We start from the raw sequence: 16,745 nt of genomic DNA, 5'->3' as shown, positions 1-16,745 counted from the left end.
TTCTTACATGGAATTAAGTACCATTGACCTGATCGTTATTGGGGTATTCTTTTTATTGATGCTGGTCATAGGCGTATGGTCCTATTTCAGAAACAATGATGCTGAAGATTATTTCGTAGCAGGTGGCAAGCTTCCCTGGTGGCTGTCAGGAATATCTCATCATGTATCAGGCTACAGCGGCGCAGTATTTGTCGCCTATGCAGGCTTGGCCTATACCCATGGTTTTTCTGTTTATATATGGTGGGCACTGGGTATCGGTTTATCTGTGGTCGTGTCCGCAAAGATTTTCCCAGTATATTGGGTGCGATTAAGAAAACTGTATAAAATCCAATCTCCTCTGGAATTTCTCGAACGCCGTTACAATCTTGCCACCCAACAATTGATGGCTTGGAGTGGAGTTATTCTAAAACTATTTGACATTGGTGCAAAGTGGGCTGCCATTGCTATTCTACTTAATGTATTTACCGGAATTTCCCTTACCTGGGGCATTCTTATTTCCGGTGGTATATCATTGATGTACATTACTTTTGGTGGTTTATGGGCAGTTATCATCACAGATTTTGCTCAGTTTATCGTTCAGATAATAGCTGGCCTGGTAATGTTTTATGTCGTTATCGAAAAATTAGGAGGAATCGAAAGTGTATTCACCATCTGGGATCAGTTGCCTGAAGGAAATGGTGACGCCTTTAATGAGCCGTATACCGTTGGTTTTGCACTCTTGTTTTTGTTTATCAATTTTCTTTCCTACAACGGAGGTCAATGGAATTTGGCCACCAGGTACATCTCATCACCCACAGAACAACAAGCAACTAAAGCGGCCAGATTATCTGGTATACTTTATATCGTATGGCCCTTAATATTGTTTTTCCCAATGTGGGCAGCGCCTGTGATCTTACCAAATTTGGAAGACCCTACGCAGTCTTACGGAATTTTGACCATGGAATTATTGCCAGTTGGTTTGATCGGTTTGGTGATCGCTTCGCTTTTCGCCAATACCATGTCCATGACTTCTTCGGATATCAATACCATCTCAGCGGTAATCACCCGTGATATTCTTCCTGCGATTAGCAAAAAATTCAGTCATGGTAAATCTTCACTATTGACGGCAAGGATTACCACCTTCGTGTTCACGCTAGGGACCATTTTAGTTGCTTTGCAATTTGAAAAATTCGGAGGAGTACTTGGTTTGATCATTAGCTGGTTTGCTGCTTTGGTAGGGCCTATCGCTGTTCCAATGTTGTTTGGCCTGATTCCTTGGTTCAAGTCTTGTGGACCTAAAGCTGCCATTGGATCAATATTGGTTGGCCTTGCTGCATTCGTAATTACTAAAAATGTAGAAATTGGTAGCCTGGCGCTTGAAATAAGTTTACCAGTGTTAAGTTCTACTTTCACTTATATTCTTATTGGCTTTATTGAGCGTGACAATGTACCTGAAAAGGTTAAGAAAATGATTGAAGACATTTCTCACGAGTAAAAACAAAATGTTTAGGTTATTAATATTAAGAGGGGCCACTTTATCGAACTGGCCCCTCTTTTTATAGCTGATTTGTCATCATTGAACCGGGCTTCCCAAAGGTGAATTCCGATCAAGACAAAGCATTTAATACCTACAACTGAGCAGCTACACGCTTAAAATAGGCAATGCTTTCTTCCACATCAGGAAGATTATTCTCCCAATTGTGTTCGTATTCTGCAGAGAATGCTCCTTCAAATCCTTGTCTATGCAATTCATGAAGTACTCCAGCTACATTGCTGTTGCCTGTTCCCCAAGGGAGGTCATGTGCCTCTCTGACTCCAAATTTGTTTAAATCTTTTATATGAAGGCTGATAACTCTACCTTCCAATTGTTTAAGACAATCGACAGGGTTGAGGCCTGATCTTACCCAGTGGCCAATATCCGCACATACACCCATTAATTCCGATCTTCCCTCCAGCATTCTGGAGGCAACCTCTGGATGCCAATAATAAGAAGGTACCGGATGGTTGTGTAAAGCAAGTTTGATTTGGTATTCCTCACAAAGCTTTTCAATTTGGTCAAATTGATTGGGCTTTGCCTCTGATGTGAGAATTCCTATTCCCAATTCTTTTGCAAAATCAAATAATTTGGGCAAGTCCTCATCGCTGGCATTGACTACCCCATAGCCTACAGCTTCTATGTCATATTTTTTTAATAGGGCTTTGATTTTTGCTTTTCCATCAGCAGTTATGCCTTTAAAATCAGTAGTTTCATTGCCGGATTTACTTATTTTCTGACCAGGGTACATTTCTACATATTTCACCCCAATACTATTCAATTTTTCGAGGGTTTCTTCAAGTGAAAAAAGCCTAAAAGTGTAAGCCTGACTGCCTACTTTCCATCCTTTAGGAAGTCCCTCTTGGGCTTGAACTTGCATGGCAAGTACCATAAAGAGAGCCAACATGCTAATTTTTAGTGATTTAATGTTCATAGGTAGATGTATTTTGTTAGGTTTGGTAAAAAACTTCTTAAAATTACTTGTTTTTGCTGACAGAAAGAAATGTTTAAATTTTCACTGGTATTTTTTCCCTTTCTCTATTGATACCTATATTTTAAATGGCTAAAAAGCCATTGGTTCTTTAGCCAACTGTAGCTTCTTTTTCTAAATAAACTATATAGACAAAAAGCATGCTACTGTATAAATTTACTTATACAATCTATTATATTGGGATAAACTATGAATTGAGTAAATGTTGTCAAGCTACCCTATGAAAATTTTATTTATCAATTTATTATTTTGTTTAATGGCATATACCTACCCAAGGATGGTTTTTGCTCAGCATGAAATTTCGGCATCTACTTCCACCATTCAATTGATAGCACATAGGGGAGGAGTAGTAAACAATCAAATCCCCGAAAACAGTTTGATGGCCATAGATGAGGCGATCAATAGAGGCTATTATATGGTAGAGGTGGATGTGAGGTTGACCAAAGATGGAACACTGATCACCCACCACGACAAGAACTTTACTAGGTATTATGGGGATGACCGACTGGTAGCTGAAATGACTTGGGACGAAATTCAGGAATTAACAGGTGATTTAGGTCAAAAGGTCTTGAAGTTAGAAACAGTTTTGTCCCATTGTGAAGGGAAAATTCAAGTGATGGTGGACAATAAAATCCAGGGTTTTGAGAAAAAGGCTTTCGATGAAATCATAAGCTTGATGGACCAGTATGAAATGAGAAAAGAGGCTTTGATGATAGGTACTGAGGCGTCTACTGAATACTTTACAGGAAAGATCAAACTAAGTTGTTCTATAGATCAGTTGAAAGAGAATGTTAAAAGAAATGACTTTAACCCTAACAATTATTATCTTTTTTCCGGCACAATTCCAGCAGGGGATTTTAATTGGGCCAAGGAGCGCTCAGTTATGGTGGTGGGGGCAGTGAATACATGGGCTTATGCGCATAAGAAGAAAAATGAAACTCCAGAAGAAACCATAGACAAGCTAAAACAAGTGGGGGTAACCTATTTTCAAATTGATTCAATATATGAGACTTTTTTTTAATTGGATCTCTTCTTAGCTATAAAATCAGGATTTAAGGTTTTTGGTATGGGTGCATTTGTTTTCTCTCGCCAATTCTCAAGTAGGGTTAAAAGTTCTTCAACCTTTTTCGGATTTTCACTTACCAGGTTATTGCTTTCGGAAATGTCTTCCTTAAGGTTATACAACTCGATTACATTGTTTTCAAAGTATTGAATGAGTTTCCAGTCTCCATATCGAATAGCAGAACCGGGTCGTGTTCTGAACACCGGATCCTGACTCTCTTCATTGCCTCCCTCCAGGTAAATAGGAAAGTGCCAGAATAGTGGCCTTTTCGGTAGATTTTGGTTCTCCGTCAGTAAGGCAAGTAAACTAAGCCCATCCAAATTTTTATTTTCTGGTTTAGCAATTCCCGTCAATTCCAGAAGGGTTGGAAAGATATCAAGATTGGTAATAGGTACCTCTGATACTTGACCCGGACTTATTCTACCCGGCCAGACAGCAAAAGCAGGTACCCTGATTCCACCTTCATAATAGGCTCCTTTTCCCGCCCTTAATGGCCTTTGTTTGGTTACCTTGAAAAGGCCACCATTGTCGGTAATGAAAAATATAAAGGTGTTGTCAAAAATGTCTTTTTCATGCAATAAATCTATCAGGAGTCCTATATTACGGTCTAAATTCTCCACCATGGTAGCATATTTAGCGTTGCTTTGACCATTGGAAGGTGATTTACCTAGGTACTTCTCCAGCAAGCCAGCTACCGGTTGGATAGGGGTATGTACAGCATAGGGGGAATAGTTGAGAAAAAAAGGTTGCTTTTGGTGGTTGGCTATAAAATCGAGTGTTTTGTCCACCACCAGGTCTGTCAGGTAATCATCGCTTGTAGACTGAATACTAGGTACATTTTTGTAAGGAGGATAATAGCTACCAGGATTCCCTGCATCAGAGCCACCGATATTTATATCAAATCCTCGGGTCAAAGGGTCTTTGCTGATGTGCCATTTCCCTGCATGGCAGGTGGTATAACCGTTTTGTTGCAGTAATTCTGCGAACAATAGGTGATGATCAGCAATGGTTGGATTATTGACGGTGGGAACAAGCTTTCGGTTTTCAGATTTCCCTCTATCGGAATTGGCCACTGTATATACGCCATGGCGGGGCGTGTTCTCACCACTCATCATACAAGCCCTGCTAGGAGCACAATTGGCCGCTGCAGCGTAAGCTTGATTAAAAATCACTCCTTTTGATGCCAAAAGGTCCAAATTTGGAGTTTCATAGAATTGACTGCCCATAAAACCAGTATCTCTCCAACCCATGTCATCCACATTGATTAAAATGAGATTGGGTAAGTCTTTAGGTTCTGTTTTTTGATACCCAAAAATCTGGATTGAAAAGAATAGCAGAAAGCAGGATAAGGTTAATTCTTTATTCATTGGGATGGGTTTATTTTTTGTAAAGAATAGCTTCAGTTTAAATGTAGTTGCTAAAAGAAGTTAAAAATTTATGAAATCACGAATTTTTTTATTCATCAGTATTCCTTTTCTGCTAACTTAGACCAGGGTTAAATCTAGGAGTTATTTTTAGTAATTATTGTGTCTCCACAAATTTAATGGAAGGATAGCTTAATAATAGCATAGTTTTTCAATTGACTAAAGCACCAATAAAACAAATAGCAGCGCCTAGAAATGGGTCTTCACACAGGGTATTCACCTTATTAAAGCGTTTAAGTAGAACCTAGAATCATATGAGACAAATAACCTTTCTATTAATTGTAGGCGTATTGATTGGCTGTCAATCCAAAAATAATGATCAGGGGAGTCATGATGTATCGTATTCGGTGGATACCGTAATCATTGATTCCAAGGATCGGCTTTTAGACATCAATAAAAGTCTGTTAATATCTGATTTAAATGATGAAGAAAGTTCGATTTTTTTGTTTAACAGCTTTGATCATTCAATTGATGAAGTAAACCTGAATAGGCTTGAGTTTGTGAACAATTATCCATTCGAAGCGGAAGGGCCTAATGGAACAGGTGAGCACGTCAATTTTATTAATATTTTAAAAGATGATTTAATTTTCATCAAATCATTTAGTAAGTCTGCTCTGTTCGATAAAAATGGACACTTAATAAAGAAAATGGACTGGTTAAATTCCTTAGATTCAAAGGGAATGAAATATGGAGAGATCCCACGGAATGAAGTGGGTATTGGATCTAGTGACTTTAAGGTATTTGGGTTAAACTATAACAACAGAAAGAGTGAAATTTGGCTTGACATTTTATCGGTAAAAGATAATGCCGTAGAGCGATTTGATATAGATTCTAAAAAGTCCTACCATAATTTCGTGCTTAAGTTAGATGATCCGGAATACTACACTTTTCTTGATCCCTATGTTTTCCTTTCGTCTGAAAATGATTTTATCATGGTTAGCCATCAACTTTCAAATGAAATCTACCTTTTCAATGCTGAAGGGGCGCATGTGAAAACCGTCGATTATCAATCTAAAAGCACGCCAAAGCGTGCCAAAGACCTTAGTGGAAATTTTACATCCAATGAACAAGTCGAAGAAGCCTATCAAAGCTTATTGGAACAAGTAAGGTTTGGACCGCCGGTATGGGATGAGGTAAAGAAACGATACCTCCGTTTATCTGCCATGAGAATTTTCTCGGACAATAGGGAGCAACATTCATCGCGACCCGAAATCCAGGAGGTGAATGTTTACCTGTCCGTTTTTGATGCTGATTTTAACCTGGTATCTGAAGTGGGTATTCCAGAGTTAAGTTCTGAATTTGTAAAGTATTTTGCTAAAGATGGGAAACTATGGGTTTTTCAAAATTTTTCGGATGAGTTGGGCTTTATCGTTATTGATATTTAATTCTTTAAGCAACCTTTTTTAAAATACTCAAGTAAGCTGATTTTTCTGCGCTTGCAATAACTTACAATGGGGATCCGATTAGGTAAATTCATCTAACTCTTTAGACTTAGTAATCATACATGAATGAGGTCAATTGTTCCTAATTTATCAGCACAGAAGGGCTTAACATACCAGCCACGAGTGTAGAGCGTGGTTTAGTGAATGTACTATAAATGATATTGACGGTATTGGTGCTTTTTCTGCAACAATACTGACAAAATCTCTACCGTCATAAGTTAGATTCCAAAATAAGGAATGTTAGCACCATTTTTATTATGCCCTTGGCCTAAGCAGTGTAAAAATTCGATTTTTTTTAATCCAAGCATAGGGTTTTTCTAAATATTATCAATAAATTAATAGCTTAGTTAAATGATGTAGAGATTGTCATTATTTGTATTTCAGGCTTTCTTTATTCTTTTAAACCCCTAATAGCCATGAAATACCTGGGACCCTTCCTCCTTTTAATGCTCTGTTTATCTTCCTGCGGAACAAAGGAGATTCAGGACAGTGCCGAAACCAGCCTTAAATCGATCACTTTTGAAAAGCTTGACAGTATTCGTATCGATTATTTGGGGAACCCAATTGTGCATGATATTGATCCAATATCAAAAAGGGTACTTTTTATGGAATTCATGGAGTTCTCAAATGATATAATGGTAGCGGATTTTGAGGGGAACATTTTGAATTCCTTTTTAAAATCCGGGGATTTTCCTGATAGCTACGGTGGCCTTGTTTCTACCCTTAGGATTGACAGTGACAGCTCATTTTTCGCCTATGGTTCAAATGGATTATTAAGATATGATTTTTCAGGAAAGCTTTTATCCAAGGTAGATCACCATGATTTTCAACCACCAATATTCAGCCACATTGCTATGCGGTTTGGGATGGGAAAAATTGGGGACCGTTATATTTTTGAGGAACAGGATTACCAAGGTGTAAACCCACGTGAAAATGACCATTATAAGGATTTGTATTTGCTCTCCTGGCTTGATCCTGAAACAGGAGAGAAAGAACCTTTTCTTCAGGTCCCAGAGGAAAGTATCTTTCGAAATGGAAAATATTTCTTTGGAAATTCCTGGAAACCAATTTTCACAGTTTCGGAAGACCTTATATATGTAGCATTTGGCATAGAACCAGTTATTTATGCTTATAAAAGCATACCTCCCTATTCATTAGTTAAAAGAATTCCACTTGATCTTGAGCAATATGAATATTTTAAAGGTGGAAATGATTACGCTTCCGTCGCCAACTTCATGCATTTGCGTAATAGTACTGGAAGAATAGAAACCATTAAAAAAATTAATGGATATTATGTTGTGGCCTATTTTCCAGGATTTAATAATGCGGATATAGAGCAGAGTTTAATGAATAAATTATCAGAAGAGGCAAAGGTTTTTAGAGCGCGAATGCAAAAAAAATATCCAAATAGAATTGCCATTTTTGATTCATTGGGTAATCGGTTACACGATTATGTTCCAATAGGCTTAGTGGCAGAGGAAATGTTACTGCGTAATGGCGAACTCTGGATGCTTGAAAAGCCTGACGAAAAAGCGGAAAAGGATTATTTCCAGCTTTTTAGGGTGGGGTTGAAGGGGGTTGAGTAGGTTGGAACAGAAGGCAGAGTGTTTATTCCCCTTCTCCTATCAGGAGATAGAAAATAGTAGTGGTGAAAGTATCCAGGCAAAAGTATTTTTAACAGCATTTGACGATGGAATTAATCAAATTGGAGAAAACAGTTTCCCCAATTGAACAAAAAGCCAGCTAAACATTTTTCCAAAGATGGGAAAATTTGGATTTATGGGAATATAAATGATGAGATGGGCTTTGTTCGATTGCAATTCTAGAATAAAGAGATCCATTTTGGAGAAGTAATTCACACCAATTAATAAAAATTAAAATATTAATTCTTTATCATGACTAAACTGGTTACAAGAAAGTTCGAATTTTTAGTTGTAAAATCTGCGATCATAGCGATCGCCTTCTATTGTATTGCCTGCAGTTCAGACAGGAATTCCGGATCGGAGATCAATCTTGATTACTACCTTGAAAAAGTTGACTCCATCCGTATACATAGGGACACTGACATTAGGATTCTTGATGTGAATACCAATAATGGTCGGTATTTGGCAGTAGATAAGGTTACAGAAGAATTTTTGGTTTTGGATGAGAGGGGCAAGGTTTTGGAAGCGATTTATAGAAAAGGGGAAGGTCCCAATGAATACAACTCCACCCTTCTCGCAGCTTCGTTTAATCAGGAAGAAGACGGTTATTTAGCCCAAAGCTCGCTTGAGTTTTTAAACTTTAATGATGAGTGGGAGGTGGAAAAAAGAACACGTTTTGCTTCTTCACAAACTATTATTTTTTATTCAGGACCACGATATAGTGTTCCTTATTATCGGCTATCCAATGATTCGCTTCCTTATTTTTTCACAAATTTTTTCTCTGGTGTTATTAACATGGGTGGCAGTGAAGGAGAGATGGCAAAATATTTAATAGAGCAGTATAACCCTCAAAAGCAGGATTTGGACTGGGTATTGCCATTTGATTCCGAGTTGCTCCCAAATTTTGAAGTGGATCAGAAAAACAAGGAAAAAAATCCAACACCAATTTATGCTTTAGATAGGGAGGGAAAGTTGCTTTATTTAACCTTTGAAAGGTCTACCGAAATGGGCATTTATGACATGGCTAACGGATTTGAGTTGAAGAAAAAAACAAGTTTTAACCATGATAGTTTTTCTTTGACGAAAAAAGCCAAAAATATTGGAGTGTTTCAATTCAGTCCAAACCTCCAATTGATTTTGTATTTTGAAGGGCTTTCTGAAGCAGCTACCAAGGTGCGCAAATCCAAAGAGTCCAACTTTTTCCCATTAATGGATCCTTCCCTTTACCATGGCATCGTGATTAAAGATGGCAAGCAGGTTCAAGAAATCAGTATTCCACTTTCCTTTGATCCTATGTCAGAGATATTACCACTTCCGGGTAACCGTATTCTTTTTAGAGACAGGTATCCTGGAGATGTGGAACCGGAGTTCCATACCTATTCCATGTATTCATTGAAAGCCGAAGAACAATAAAAGCAACAATATTTCCACAATCCTAGTAATTTATTTACCAATGCATGGACAAATTAATGGGGCGGGGAATAAAAATAAGTACCCCAACGCCTTAGCGTCTTTGCGCCTTAGCGAGCAAATAAAAATGAACGCATCCGTTTTTTGATAAGAGTTTCACGCAGAGCCGCAAAGCCGCAGAGAAAATGTGTATTGCCATTAACTAAAACCAAACCCAATAATACCTGATAATAAAAATAAGTATAAACAATTATTCCTTACCCACTTTGCGTCTCTGCGCCTTAGCGAGAAATTGATTGCTCGCAGAGCCGCGAAGTCGCAAAGAAATATTTTTTGACCCTTAGCTACAATAAAAAACCCTAAAATAACAGACCAAAGGCATAAGTATTCAAAATAAGTAACCTCACCACCTTTGCGCCTTAGCGCCTTAGCGAGAAATTGATTTCACGCAAAGCCGCGAAGCCGCAAAGAATTTTTTTTTGACTATAGTTAAAACAGGACACTAAAACCCTAAAATAACAGACCAAAGGCATAAGTATTCAAAATAAGTAACCTCACCACCTTTGCGCCTTAGCGAGAAATTGATTTCACGCAGAGCCGTAGAGTCGCAGAGAAAAATTTATTGACTATAGTTAAAAAAGGACACTAAAACCCTAGACTAACTGATCAAAGACACAAGTATTCAAAATAAGTACCCCAACCACCTTTGCGTCTTAGCGCCTTAGCGAGAGATTGATTGCACGCAGAGCCGCAAAGTCGCAGAGAAAAATTTATTGACTATAGTTAAAACAGGACACTAAAACCCTAGACTAACTGATCAAAGACACAAGTATTCAAAATAAGTACCCCAACCACCTTTGCGTCTTAGCGCCTTAGCGAGAGATTAATTTCACGCAGAGCCGCGAAGTCGCAAAGAATTTTTTTTACTCTTTAAATAAAATAAAACCTTAAAATAACTGATCAAAGGCTCATATATTCAAAATATTTTTCATTTCCTTCTTTGCGTCTCTGCGCCTTAGCGAGAAATTGATTTCACGCAGAGCCGCAAAGTCGCAGAGAAAAAGATTTTATGACTAGGTAAAACAAAAGCCTAAAAATCTACAATAACTAATTAAAGGCACAGGTATTCAAAAGAAGTAACCTCACTACCTTTACGTCTCTGCGCCTTAGCGAGAAAAAGAAATTCAACGTAAATGCATTACTCACGTACTCTCCCTAATAATGATTTCTGGTTTTATTATTTCTGTCCTAATAGGGCATGACTCCCCCGAAAGTTCGATCTCCTCCAAAATGATTTGGGCTGCCAATTCTCCCATTTCAAAAGAAGGCTGGGACATGGTAGTGATGGCAGGGCTGATAAAACGACTGGTTTCATCGTCTCCAAAACCCGCAACCGATAGCTGTTCTGGAATTTTAATGCCAAGATTATGGGCAGCATGTATGGTGCCTATAGCCAGAACGTCGGCAAAACAAACGACCCCGTCTGGTTTGATTGGCAAGTTCCATAGTTTTTCCAAGGCTTGCCCCGCCTGCTCAAATCTAAAATCCTCAACTTCCACCAAATACTCTTGCTTAAAGGGTAAACCTGCCTCTTTCAACGCTTCTTGGTAACCTGCTAACCTATCCCTACAAACCATTAAAGAAATCGGACCACAGATATAAGCAATTTTGCTTCTTCCTTTATCTATCAAATGCTTAGTGATGATGTGCGCACCATTTTTATCATCCGTGCTCACTTTTGAGGCATTTAAGTTTTGGCAGGTTCTTTCCAGCATTACGACTGGAATGCCTCTTTCTATCACATGCTGTACATGTATAAAGTCTTTGGTCTCCTTAGAGAAAGCAATAATAATCCCGTCTACCCTGCTATTGGCCAGGGTTTCCACGATCTCTACTTCTTTGGTATAGGATTCCCCTGATTGAAAAATCATCACTTTATAGCCTTCCTTATAGGCGATGTTTTCAATCCCAGAAATAGAATTGGACCAAAAGTACCTGTTGATGGTCGGTACCACCACGCCGATTATCTTTGATTTCTTACTACTAAGGCTACTGGCCAAGAGGTTTGGATGGTAATCCATTTCTTTGGCCATCTCCAGAACCGCCTTTTTGGTTTCCTTCTTTATTTCAGTAGAACCTCTTAATGCCCGTGATACAGTGGCGATGGAGACATTTAATTTTTCTGCTATATCCTTTATTGTAATTGATTTTGTCATGTATTATGGGATTTGGGTATTGTATGAAAACTAGCTAACTAAGTAATTAATTATATTATTTCTGGGTAAAGGTCAATTTATGATTTTTCAATAAAAGTAATGTTTTATTGCCTTTTTCCTAAATGATAACGTTGTCGAAAACGGTTACAATACAAAAAACTAAAAATTGATAAAAAAATGATGATAATGATTGTTAAATATCCGTAGCTTAGAATTTAATTTCGATCCTTTGTGGCTTAACCACTTTGGTATGTTAACCTAAAAATAACCTAAAATGACAAGAAAACTACTTTTATTCCTATGTCTGGCTTTGTTGCTGGGTTTAGGGAATTCTTTTGGACAATCGGTGCAGGTAAAAGGTACTGTCACCGATGACACTGATCTACCCATTCCGGGGGTAAGTATCCTTGCAAAGGGTACCAATCAGGGAACTGTTACAGATATTGACGGTAATTACCAACTTAGTGTACCTGGTGCACAAACAGTTTTGGTTTTCTCCTTCTTGGGATTTAAAAACCAGGAAATCACAGTTGGCAATCAAGACAAGATTGATGTTAAACTACTATCCGAAATTTCTGACCTCGGTGAAGTAGTAGTAGTGGGCTATGGCACCCAGAAAAAATCTGACTTAACGGGAGCAGTTGCTACCATTGGAGGCAGGGATTTGGCCAACAGAAGGACAGCAAATGTTTCACAGGCCTTGCAAGGTCAGGTTTCTGGCGTAATGGTTACTCGGAACAACTCTGCTCCAGGTTCATCGGCCAATATCCGAATTCGAGGCATTACTACGATAGGGGATAGCAATCCCCTTATAATTATGGATGGGGTGCCTGTAAATAGCATTGATCATATCAATCCCAATGACATCGAAAGTATATCGGTATTAAAAGATGCGGCTTCGGCATCCATATATGGGTCACGAGCTGCTGCAGGTGTTATTTTGGTGACGACCAAAAGGGCTAAAAAAGGAGAGTTAAGCCTAAATTATAATTTTGAGTATGGTACTGAAGTACCCACTAGAATACCAGAGTACGTGGACGTAACGCGGTACATGGAGATGGTAAACGAATTGAGATGGAATGACAATGGAAATGATGGAAATGAATATCCATTGTATCCTAAAGACATGGTGGACAATTACATGGACCTGAATGCTTCAAATCCTGATTTGTATCCAAATACGGATTGGGTTGGCCTAATATTGAAAAAAAGTGCGCCTAGACAACGTCATTCGCTAGATATTTCTGGAGGTACCGATGCCATTCGGACCAAAGCTTCTTTTGTATATGATAAATTTGATGCATTGTATGAAGGAAGAACTTTCGAAAGATTTACTGCCAGAGTCAACACGGATGGCAATATCACAGATAAACTTGGTTTTACAGCAGATGTTTTTCTTAGAAGGGAAATCCTAAATCAACCCAGTATGGACCCTATCTATATGATGAATATATCTGCACCTGTTTATGCTGCAGAGTGGCAGGATGGCAGGGTTGGTGAAGGCAAGACTGGAGCCAATATTTATGGGCAATTAAAATATGGTGGCTCCCGTCAAAATTGGGAAAACCAGGTTGGAGGCCGTTTGGGCTTGAATTATGAAATCACCAAAGGCTTAAAAATTTCTGCCATTGCTTCTCCAAACTTTGGTTTTGACAAGGGCAAAAACTTTCAGAAAAAAGTGAGCTATACGGCATGGGATGACCCTACTGTAACACTAGGGAATCTTCAATGGGCCAATTCTACTAGTTTGAGCGAAACCAGAAACGACAATCAGCAATTGACCACCCAATTGTTATTGAATTACGACAAGGTTTTTGGCAAGCATACCTTGAATGTATTGGCTGGAAATGAAAGTTTTCAGTCTTTTAATGAAGGGCTTTCTGCCTCTAGAGACCAGTTTTTATTGGACAATTACCCTTACCTAAACTTAGGGCCACTTGAGTTTAGAGGCAATGGAGGCAGTGCCTATGAAAATGCATATAACTCCTGGTTTGGTCGCTTTTCCTACAATTATGACAGCAAGTATTTCCTTCAGGGAAATTTGAGGTACGATGCCTCTTCTCGTTTTGCTAGTGATTACCGTTGGGGTTCTTTCCCATCCTTTTCTGCTGGCTGGGTGCTTTCTGAAGAAGACTTCTTGAAGTCCAATGAGGCCATTTCCTTCCTTAAAATCAGAGGTTCTTATGGCACCCTTGGCAACGAACGAATTGGAAATTATCCCTATCAGTCTACCATTGGTTTCAGTAATGTATTGTTTCATCAGGGTTCCAATGTAGTGTCTTCACAGTCCTCTGCCCAATGGCAATATGCCATCCCTAATATATCCTGGGAAAAGACCACTTCTTACAATATAGGAGTAGATGCAAATTTTCTCAACTATCGATTGAGGGTTTCGGGTGAATATTTCAACAAGACCACCAGAGACATGTTGTTGCCTTTGGAAATTCCAGATTATATAGGCTTTGACAATCCTGACCAAAATACGGGCAAGATGAATACCAAAGGTTGGGAATTTGATCTTGGCTGGGCGGATGATATCAATGAACTTGGATACAGTGTTAGTTTCAACCTCTCGGATTTCAAATCTGTAATGGGTGACTTGGGAGGAATTCAGTTCTTAGGAAGTCAGGTGAGAAAACAAGGATCGGAGTTCGACGAGTGGTATGGTTATGTATCTCAGGGGCTGTTCCAAACGCAAGAGGAAGTAGACAATTCTCCGGTAATGAATGCCAATGTAAAACCGGGTGATGTGAAATATCTGGACATCAGCGGGCCAAATGGTGAACCTGATGGTAAAATTTCCCCAGAGTACGATCGAACCTTATTGGGAGGCAGTATGCCAAGGTTTATGTATGGCGGCAATATACAATTGGATTTCAGAAATTTTGACTTTGGGCTTGTTATCCAGGGGATCGGCAAACAGAATAGCCGTTTATCAGGATTGATGGTGGAACCAATCGTAGAAAACTGGGGATCTGTACCTCAAATACTTGATGGGAATTATTGGAGCACTTACAATACGCCAACAGAAAATGAAAATGTTGGTTACCCCAGGTTAACCCGTAATAGCCAGTCAAATAATTATGCCATGTCAGACTATTGGATGATCAATGGTGGCTATTTTAGATTGAAAAACATTTCACTAGGGTATACCCTTCCAATAAGTGTGGCTGAAAGACTTGGCATGCAAAACATCAGGGTTTATGGCAATGCTTCAGATTTACTGACCGTTGACAATTATCCTCAAGGTTGGGATCCAGAGGTTTCTATTACAGGTTACCCGATTACCTCTTCTTTCCTAATGGGTGTTTCTGTTCAATTTTAAACCAACTTTACCATGAAATTAAAATCAATAATATATTCCACGCTTTTGGTAGGAATGGTTGGCTGTGCTGATCTGGATTTAAATCCACTATCTGAAGGTTCAAGTGAAGCCTGGTATTCCAATGCCACAGAAGTTGAAATGTCAGTCAATGATATCTTTAGATCTGTGTTTTGGCAGGGCTATGAAGATGCCTGGACCGATGACTTTACCAATAGAGAGGCGCTAACGCCTGTTACCAATGCTACGATCAATGGAGAATGGGGGACCTTAAACACCGTTTGGGCAAATACCTATAAAGTAATTGCCCGATCAAATACCCTATTGCTCAATATGGATAAAATTCAAGGAACCGTTCCACAGGCCACCATTGATAAATTTACAGGGAATGCTCATTTTGTACGTGCAGCTAAATATGGAGAATTGGTCTTTTATTTTGGAGACGTTATCTATTCCACGGATATTTTGAGTTTGGAAGAGGCTTTTACCATGGGCCGGACGGATAAGAACACGATAAAGGAAGCTGTTTACCAGGATTTTGATACCGCAGCAAGTTTGCTTCCTGAAGCATATGGCTCATCTGAAAACAAGCTGGCAACCAAAGGAGCGGCTTATGCCATGAAAGCCCGATTTGCCATGCAAATGGGAGATTATGCCATTGCAAGAGATGCTGCTAAAGCCTGTATGGATCTGGGTGTACATGAGTTGTATCCAGATTATGAGGAGTTATTTCTCACTGAAACAAGAAATCCAAGTGAGGTGATATTTGCCATGCCAAGGTCCAGGTCTTTGAATGTTACCTGGTCTGTTAGGAACTTTCTTCCCAGGAATGTTGGAGGTTGGGGAGCGGCTTATGCTCCTTCATGGGACTTATTACATGCTTATTTATGTACGGATGGGTTACCAATAGATGAATCTCCCTTATACGATCCAAGAAATCCATTTGAAAACCGGGATCCAAGGTGTGGGGCAACTATCGTTCCATTTCAATCGAGACATCTCAATTTCATCTACCAACCCCATCCTGATTCTACTCAGGTCATGAATTTCAGTACTGGAAGCTACCAAACCAATAATGATACCCGTTCAGTAGCTGCTTTTGCGTCTTTCAATGGATTGATGCGAAAAAAAGGAGTCGATGACCAGTGGTTGTTAAATTATGCTGCAGAAAATGATGAAATATTGATGCGCTATGCAGATGTATTGCTTATGTATGCTGAAGCAAAAATAGAGTTGGGCGAAATAGATGCCAGTGTGCATGAGGCCATGAATAGGGTTAGGGCAAGAGCCTACGGTGTAGACATGGGTCAGGTAACGGAATATCCTGCCATAACGACCACTGACCAAGCGGCGTTAAGAACCATATTAAGGACTGAAAGAAGAATGGAATTTGGTTTTGAAGGCATCAGGTACAGTGATATCATCCGTTGGAAAATTGCAGAAAAGGTTCTCAATAGAGATGTGTATGGCATGCTGGATGTGGCAGAGTTAAAAGAAAAAATAGTCGATCAAAACCTTTGGTTTTTTTCTGTCACTCCTGAAATAGATGAAGATGGAGTAGCCGATCTTTCACCTATGTACGATGCAGGCCTCGTCAAGCGTTTGGCCATAAGACAATTTGAAGCGCCAAAACAATACCTTTGGCCAATCCCTTCAAAAGAGATTTTGATCAATAGCAATCTGGACCAAAATCCGGGCTATTAATCTGTCTTTAGGAAAAG

At 39.1% G+C, this 16,745-nt stretch carries 10 protein-coding genes; 7 read left to right on the top strand and 3 right to left on the bottom strand.

Annotated elements, in window-relative coordinates:
• Positions 1–7: 7 nt before the first annotated feature.
• The gene (locus tag AC0L7T_RS17085; RefSeq protein ID WP_473336882.1) at positions 8–1,474 is read left to right on the top strand and encodes a sodium:solute symporter family protein; all 1,467 of its coding nucleotides are present in this window, start codon (positions 8–10) and stop codon (positions 1,472–1,474) included.
• A gap of 133 nt (positions 1,475–1,607) precedes the next feature.
• Here AC0L7T_RS17085 and AC0L7T_RS17080 read toward each other — a convergent pair whose 3' ends face one another.
• Positions 1,608–2,447, bottom strand: a complete 840-nt coding sequence (locus AC0L7T_RS17080) for a sugar phosphate isomerase/epimerase family protein (protein WP_473336880.1) — start codon at positions 2,445–2,447, stop codon at positions 1,608–1,610.
• 313 nt (positions 2,448–2,760) lie between these two features.
• Here AC0L7T_RS17080 and AC0L7T_RS17075 point away from each other — a divergent pair, with 313 nt between their 5' ends.
• Positions 2,761–3,525 (top strand): glycerophosphodiester phosphodiesterase family protein, encoded by a 765-nt coding sequence (locus AC0L7T_RS17075; RefSeq protein WP_473336879.1) that lies wholly within the window; start codon positions 2,761–2,763, stop codon positions 3,523–3,525.
• Here AC0L7T_RS17075 and AC0L7T_RS17070 read toward each other — a convergent pair.
• A complete protein-coding gene (locus tag AC0L7T_RS17070; RefSeq protein WP_473336877.1) occupies positions 3,522–4,934 on the bottom strand; it encodes a sulfatase in 1,413 nt (470 codons plus the stop codon). The two genes, AC0L7T_RS17075 and AC0L7T_RS17070, sit on opposite strands and share 4 nt — an antisense overlap.
• A 311-nt stretch (positions 4,935–5,245) precedes the next feature.
• On the opposite strand from AC0L7T_RS17070, the gene AC0L7T_RS17065 reads away from it, so the two are divergent.
• The 3 genes from AC0L7T_RS17065 to AC0L7T_RS17055 all read left to right on the top strand — a co-directional run bounded on the left by AC0L7T_RS17065 (position 5,246) and on the right by AC0L7T_RS17055 (position 9,489).
• Positions 5,246–6,376 (top strand): DUF4221 family protein, encoded by a 1,131-nt coding sequence (locus AC0L7T_RS17065; RefSeq protein ID WP_473336875.1) that lies wholly within the window; start codon positions 5,246–5,248, stop codon positions 6,374–6,376.
• A gap of 473 nt (positions 6,377–6,849) precedes the next feature.
• A complete protein-coding gene (locus AC0L7T_RS17060; protein WP_473336873.1) occupies positions 6,850–8,019 on the top strand; it encodes a hypothetical protein in 1,170 nt (389 codons plus the stop codon).
• Positions 8,020–8,328: 309 nt separating this feature from the next.
• Positions 8,329–9,489, top strand: coding sequence for a 6-bladed beta-propeller (locus tag AC0L7T_RS17055; protein ID WP_473336871.1), 1,161 nt, complete (start codon positions 8,329–8,331; stop codon positions 9,487–9,489).
• A gap of 1,199 nt (positions 9,490–10,688) precedes the next feature.
• Here the strand turns inward: AC0L7T_RS17055 and AC0L7T_RS17050 are convergent.
• Positions 10,689–11,702 carry a LacI family DNA-binding transcriptional regulator gene (locus AC0L7T_RS17050; RefSeq protein WP_473336869.1) on the bottom strand — a complete coding sequence of 338 codons (1,014 nt, stop codon included), beginning with the start codon at positions 11,700–11,702 and terminating at the stop codon, positions 10,689–10,691.
• 274 nt (positions 11,703–11,976) lie between these two features.
• Here AC0L7T_RS17050 and AC0L7T_RS17045 point away from each other — a divergent pair, with 274 nt between their 5' ends.
• Positions 11,977–15,027 carry a SusC/RagA family TonB-linked outer membrane protein gene (locus AC0L7T_RS17045; protein WP_473336867.1) on the top strand — a complete coding sequence of 1,017 codons (3,051 nt, stop codon included), beginning with the start codon at positions 11,977–11,979 and terminating at the stop codon, positions 15,025–15,027.
• Between the two features lie 12 nt (positions 15,028–15,039).
• A complete protein-coding gene (locus tag AC0L7T_RS17040) occupies positions 15,040–16,728 on the top strand; it encodes a RagB/SusD family nutrient uptake outer membrane protein (protein ID WP_473336865.1) in 1,689 nt (562 codons plus the stop codon).
• Positions 16,729–16,745 lie beyond the last annotated feature (17 nt).

It is taken from the genome of Cyclobacterium sp. 10D3-21, assembly GCF_055809755.1.
Note: the sequence above shows the minus strand (reverse complement) of the source record. Positions and strands in the feature narration are given on the sequence as shown.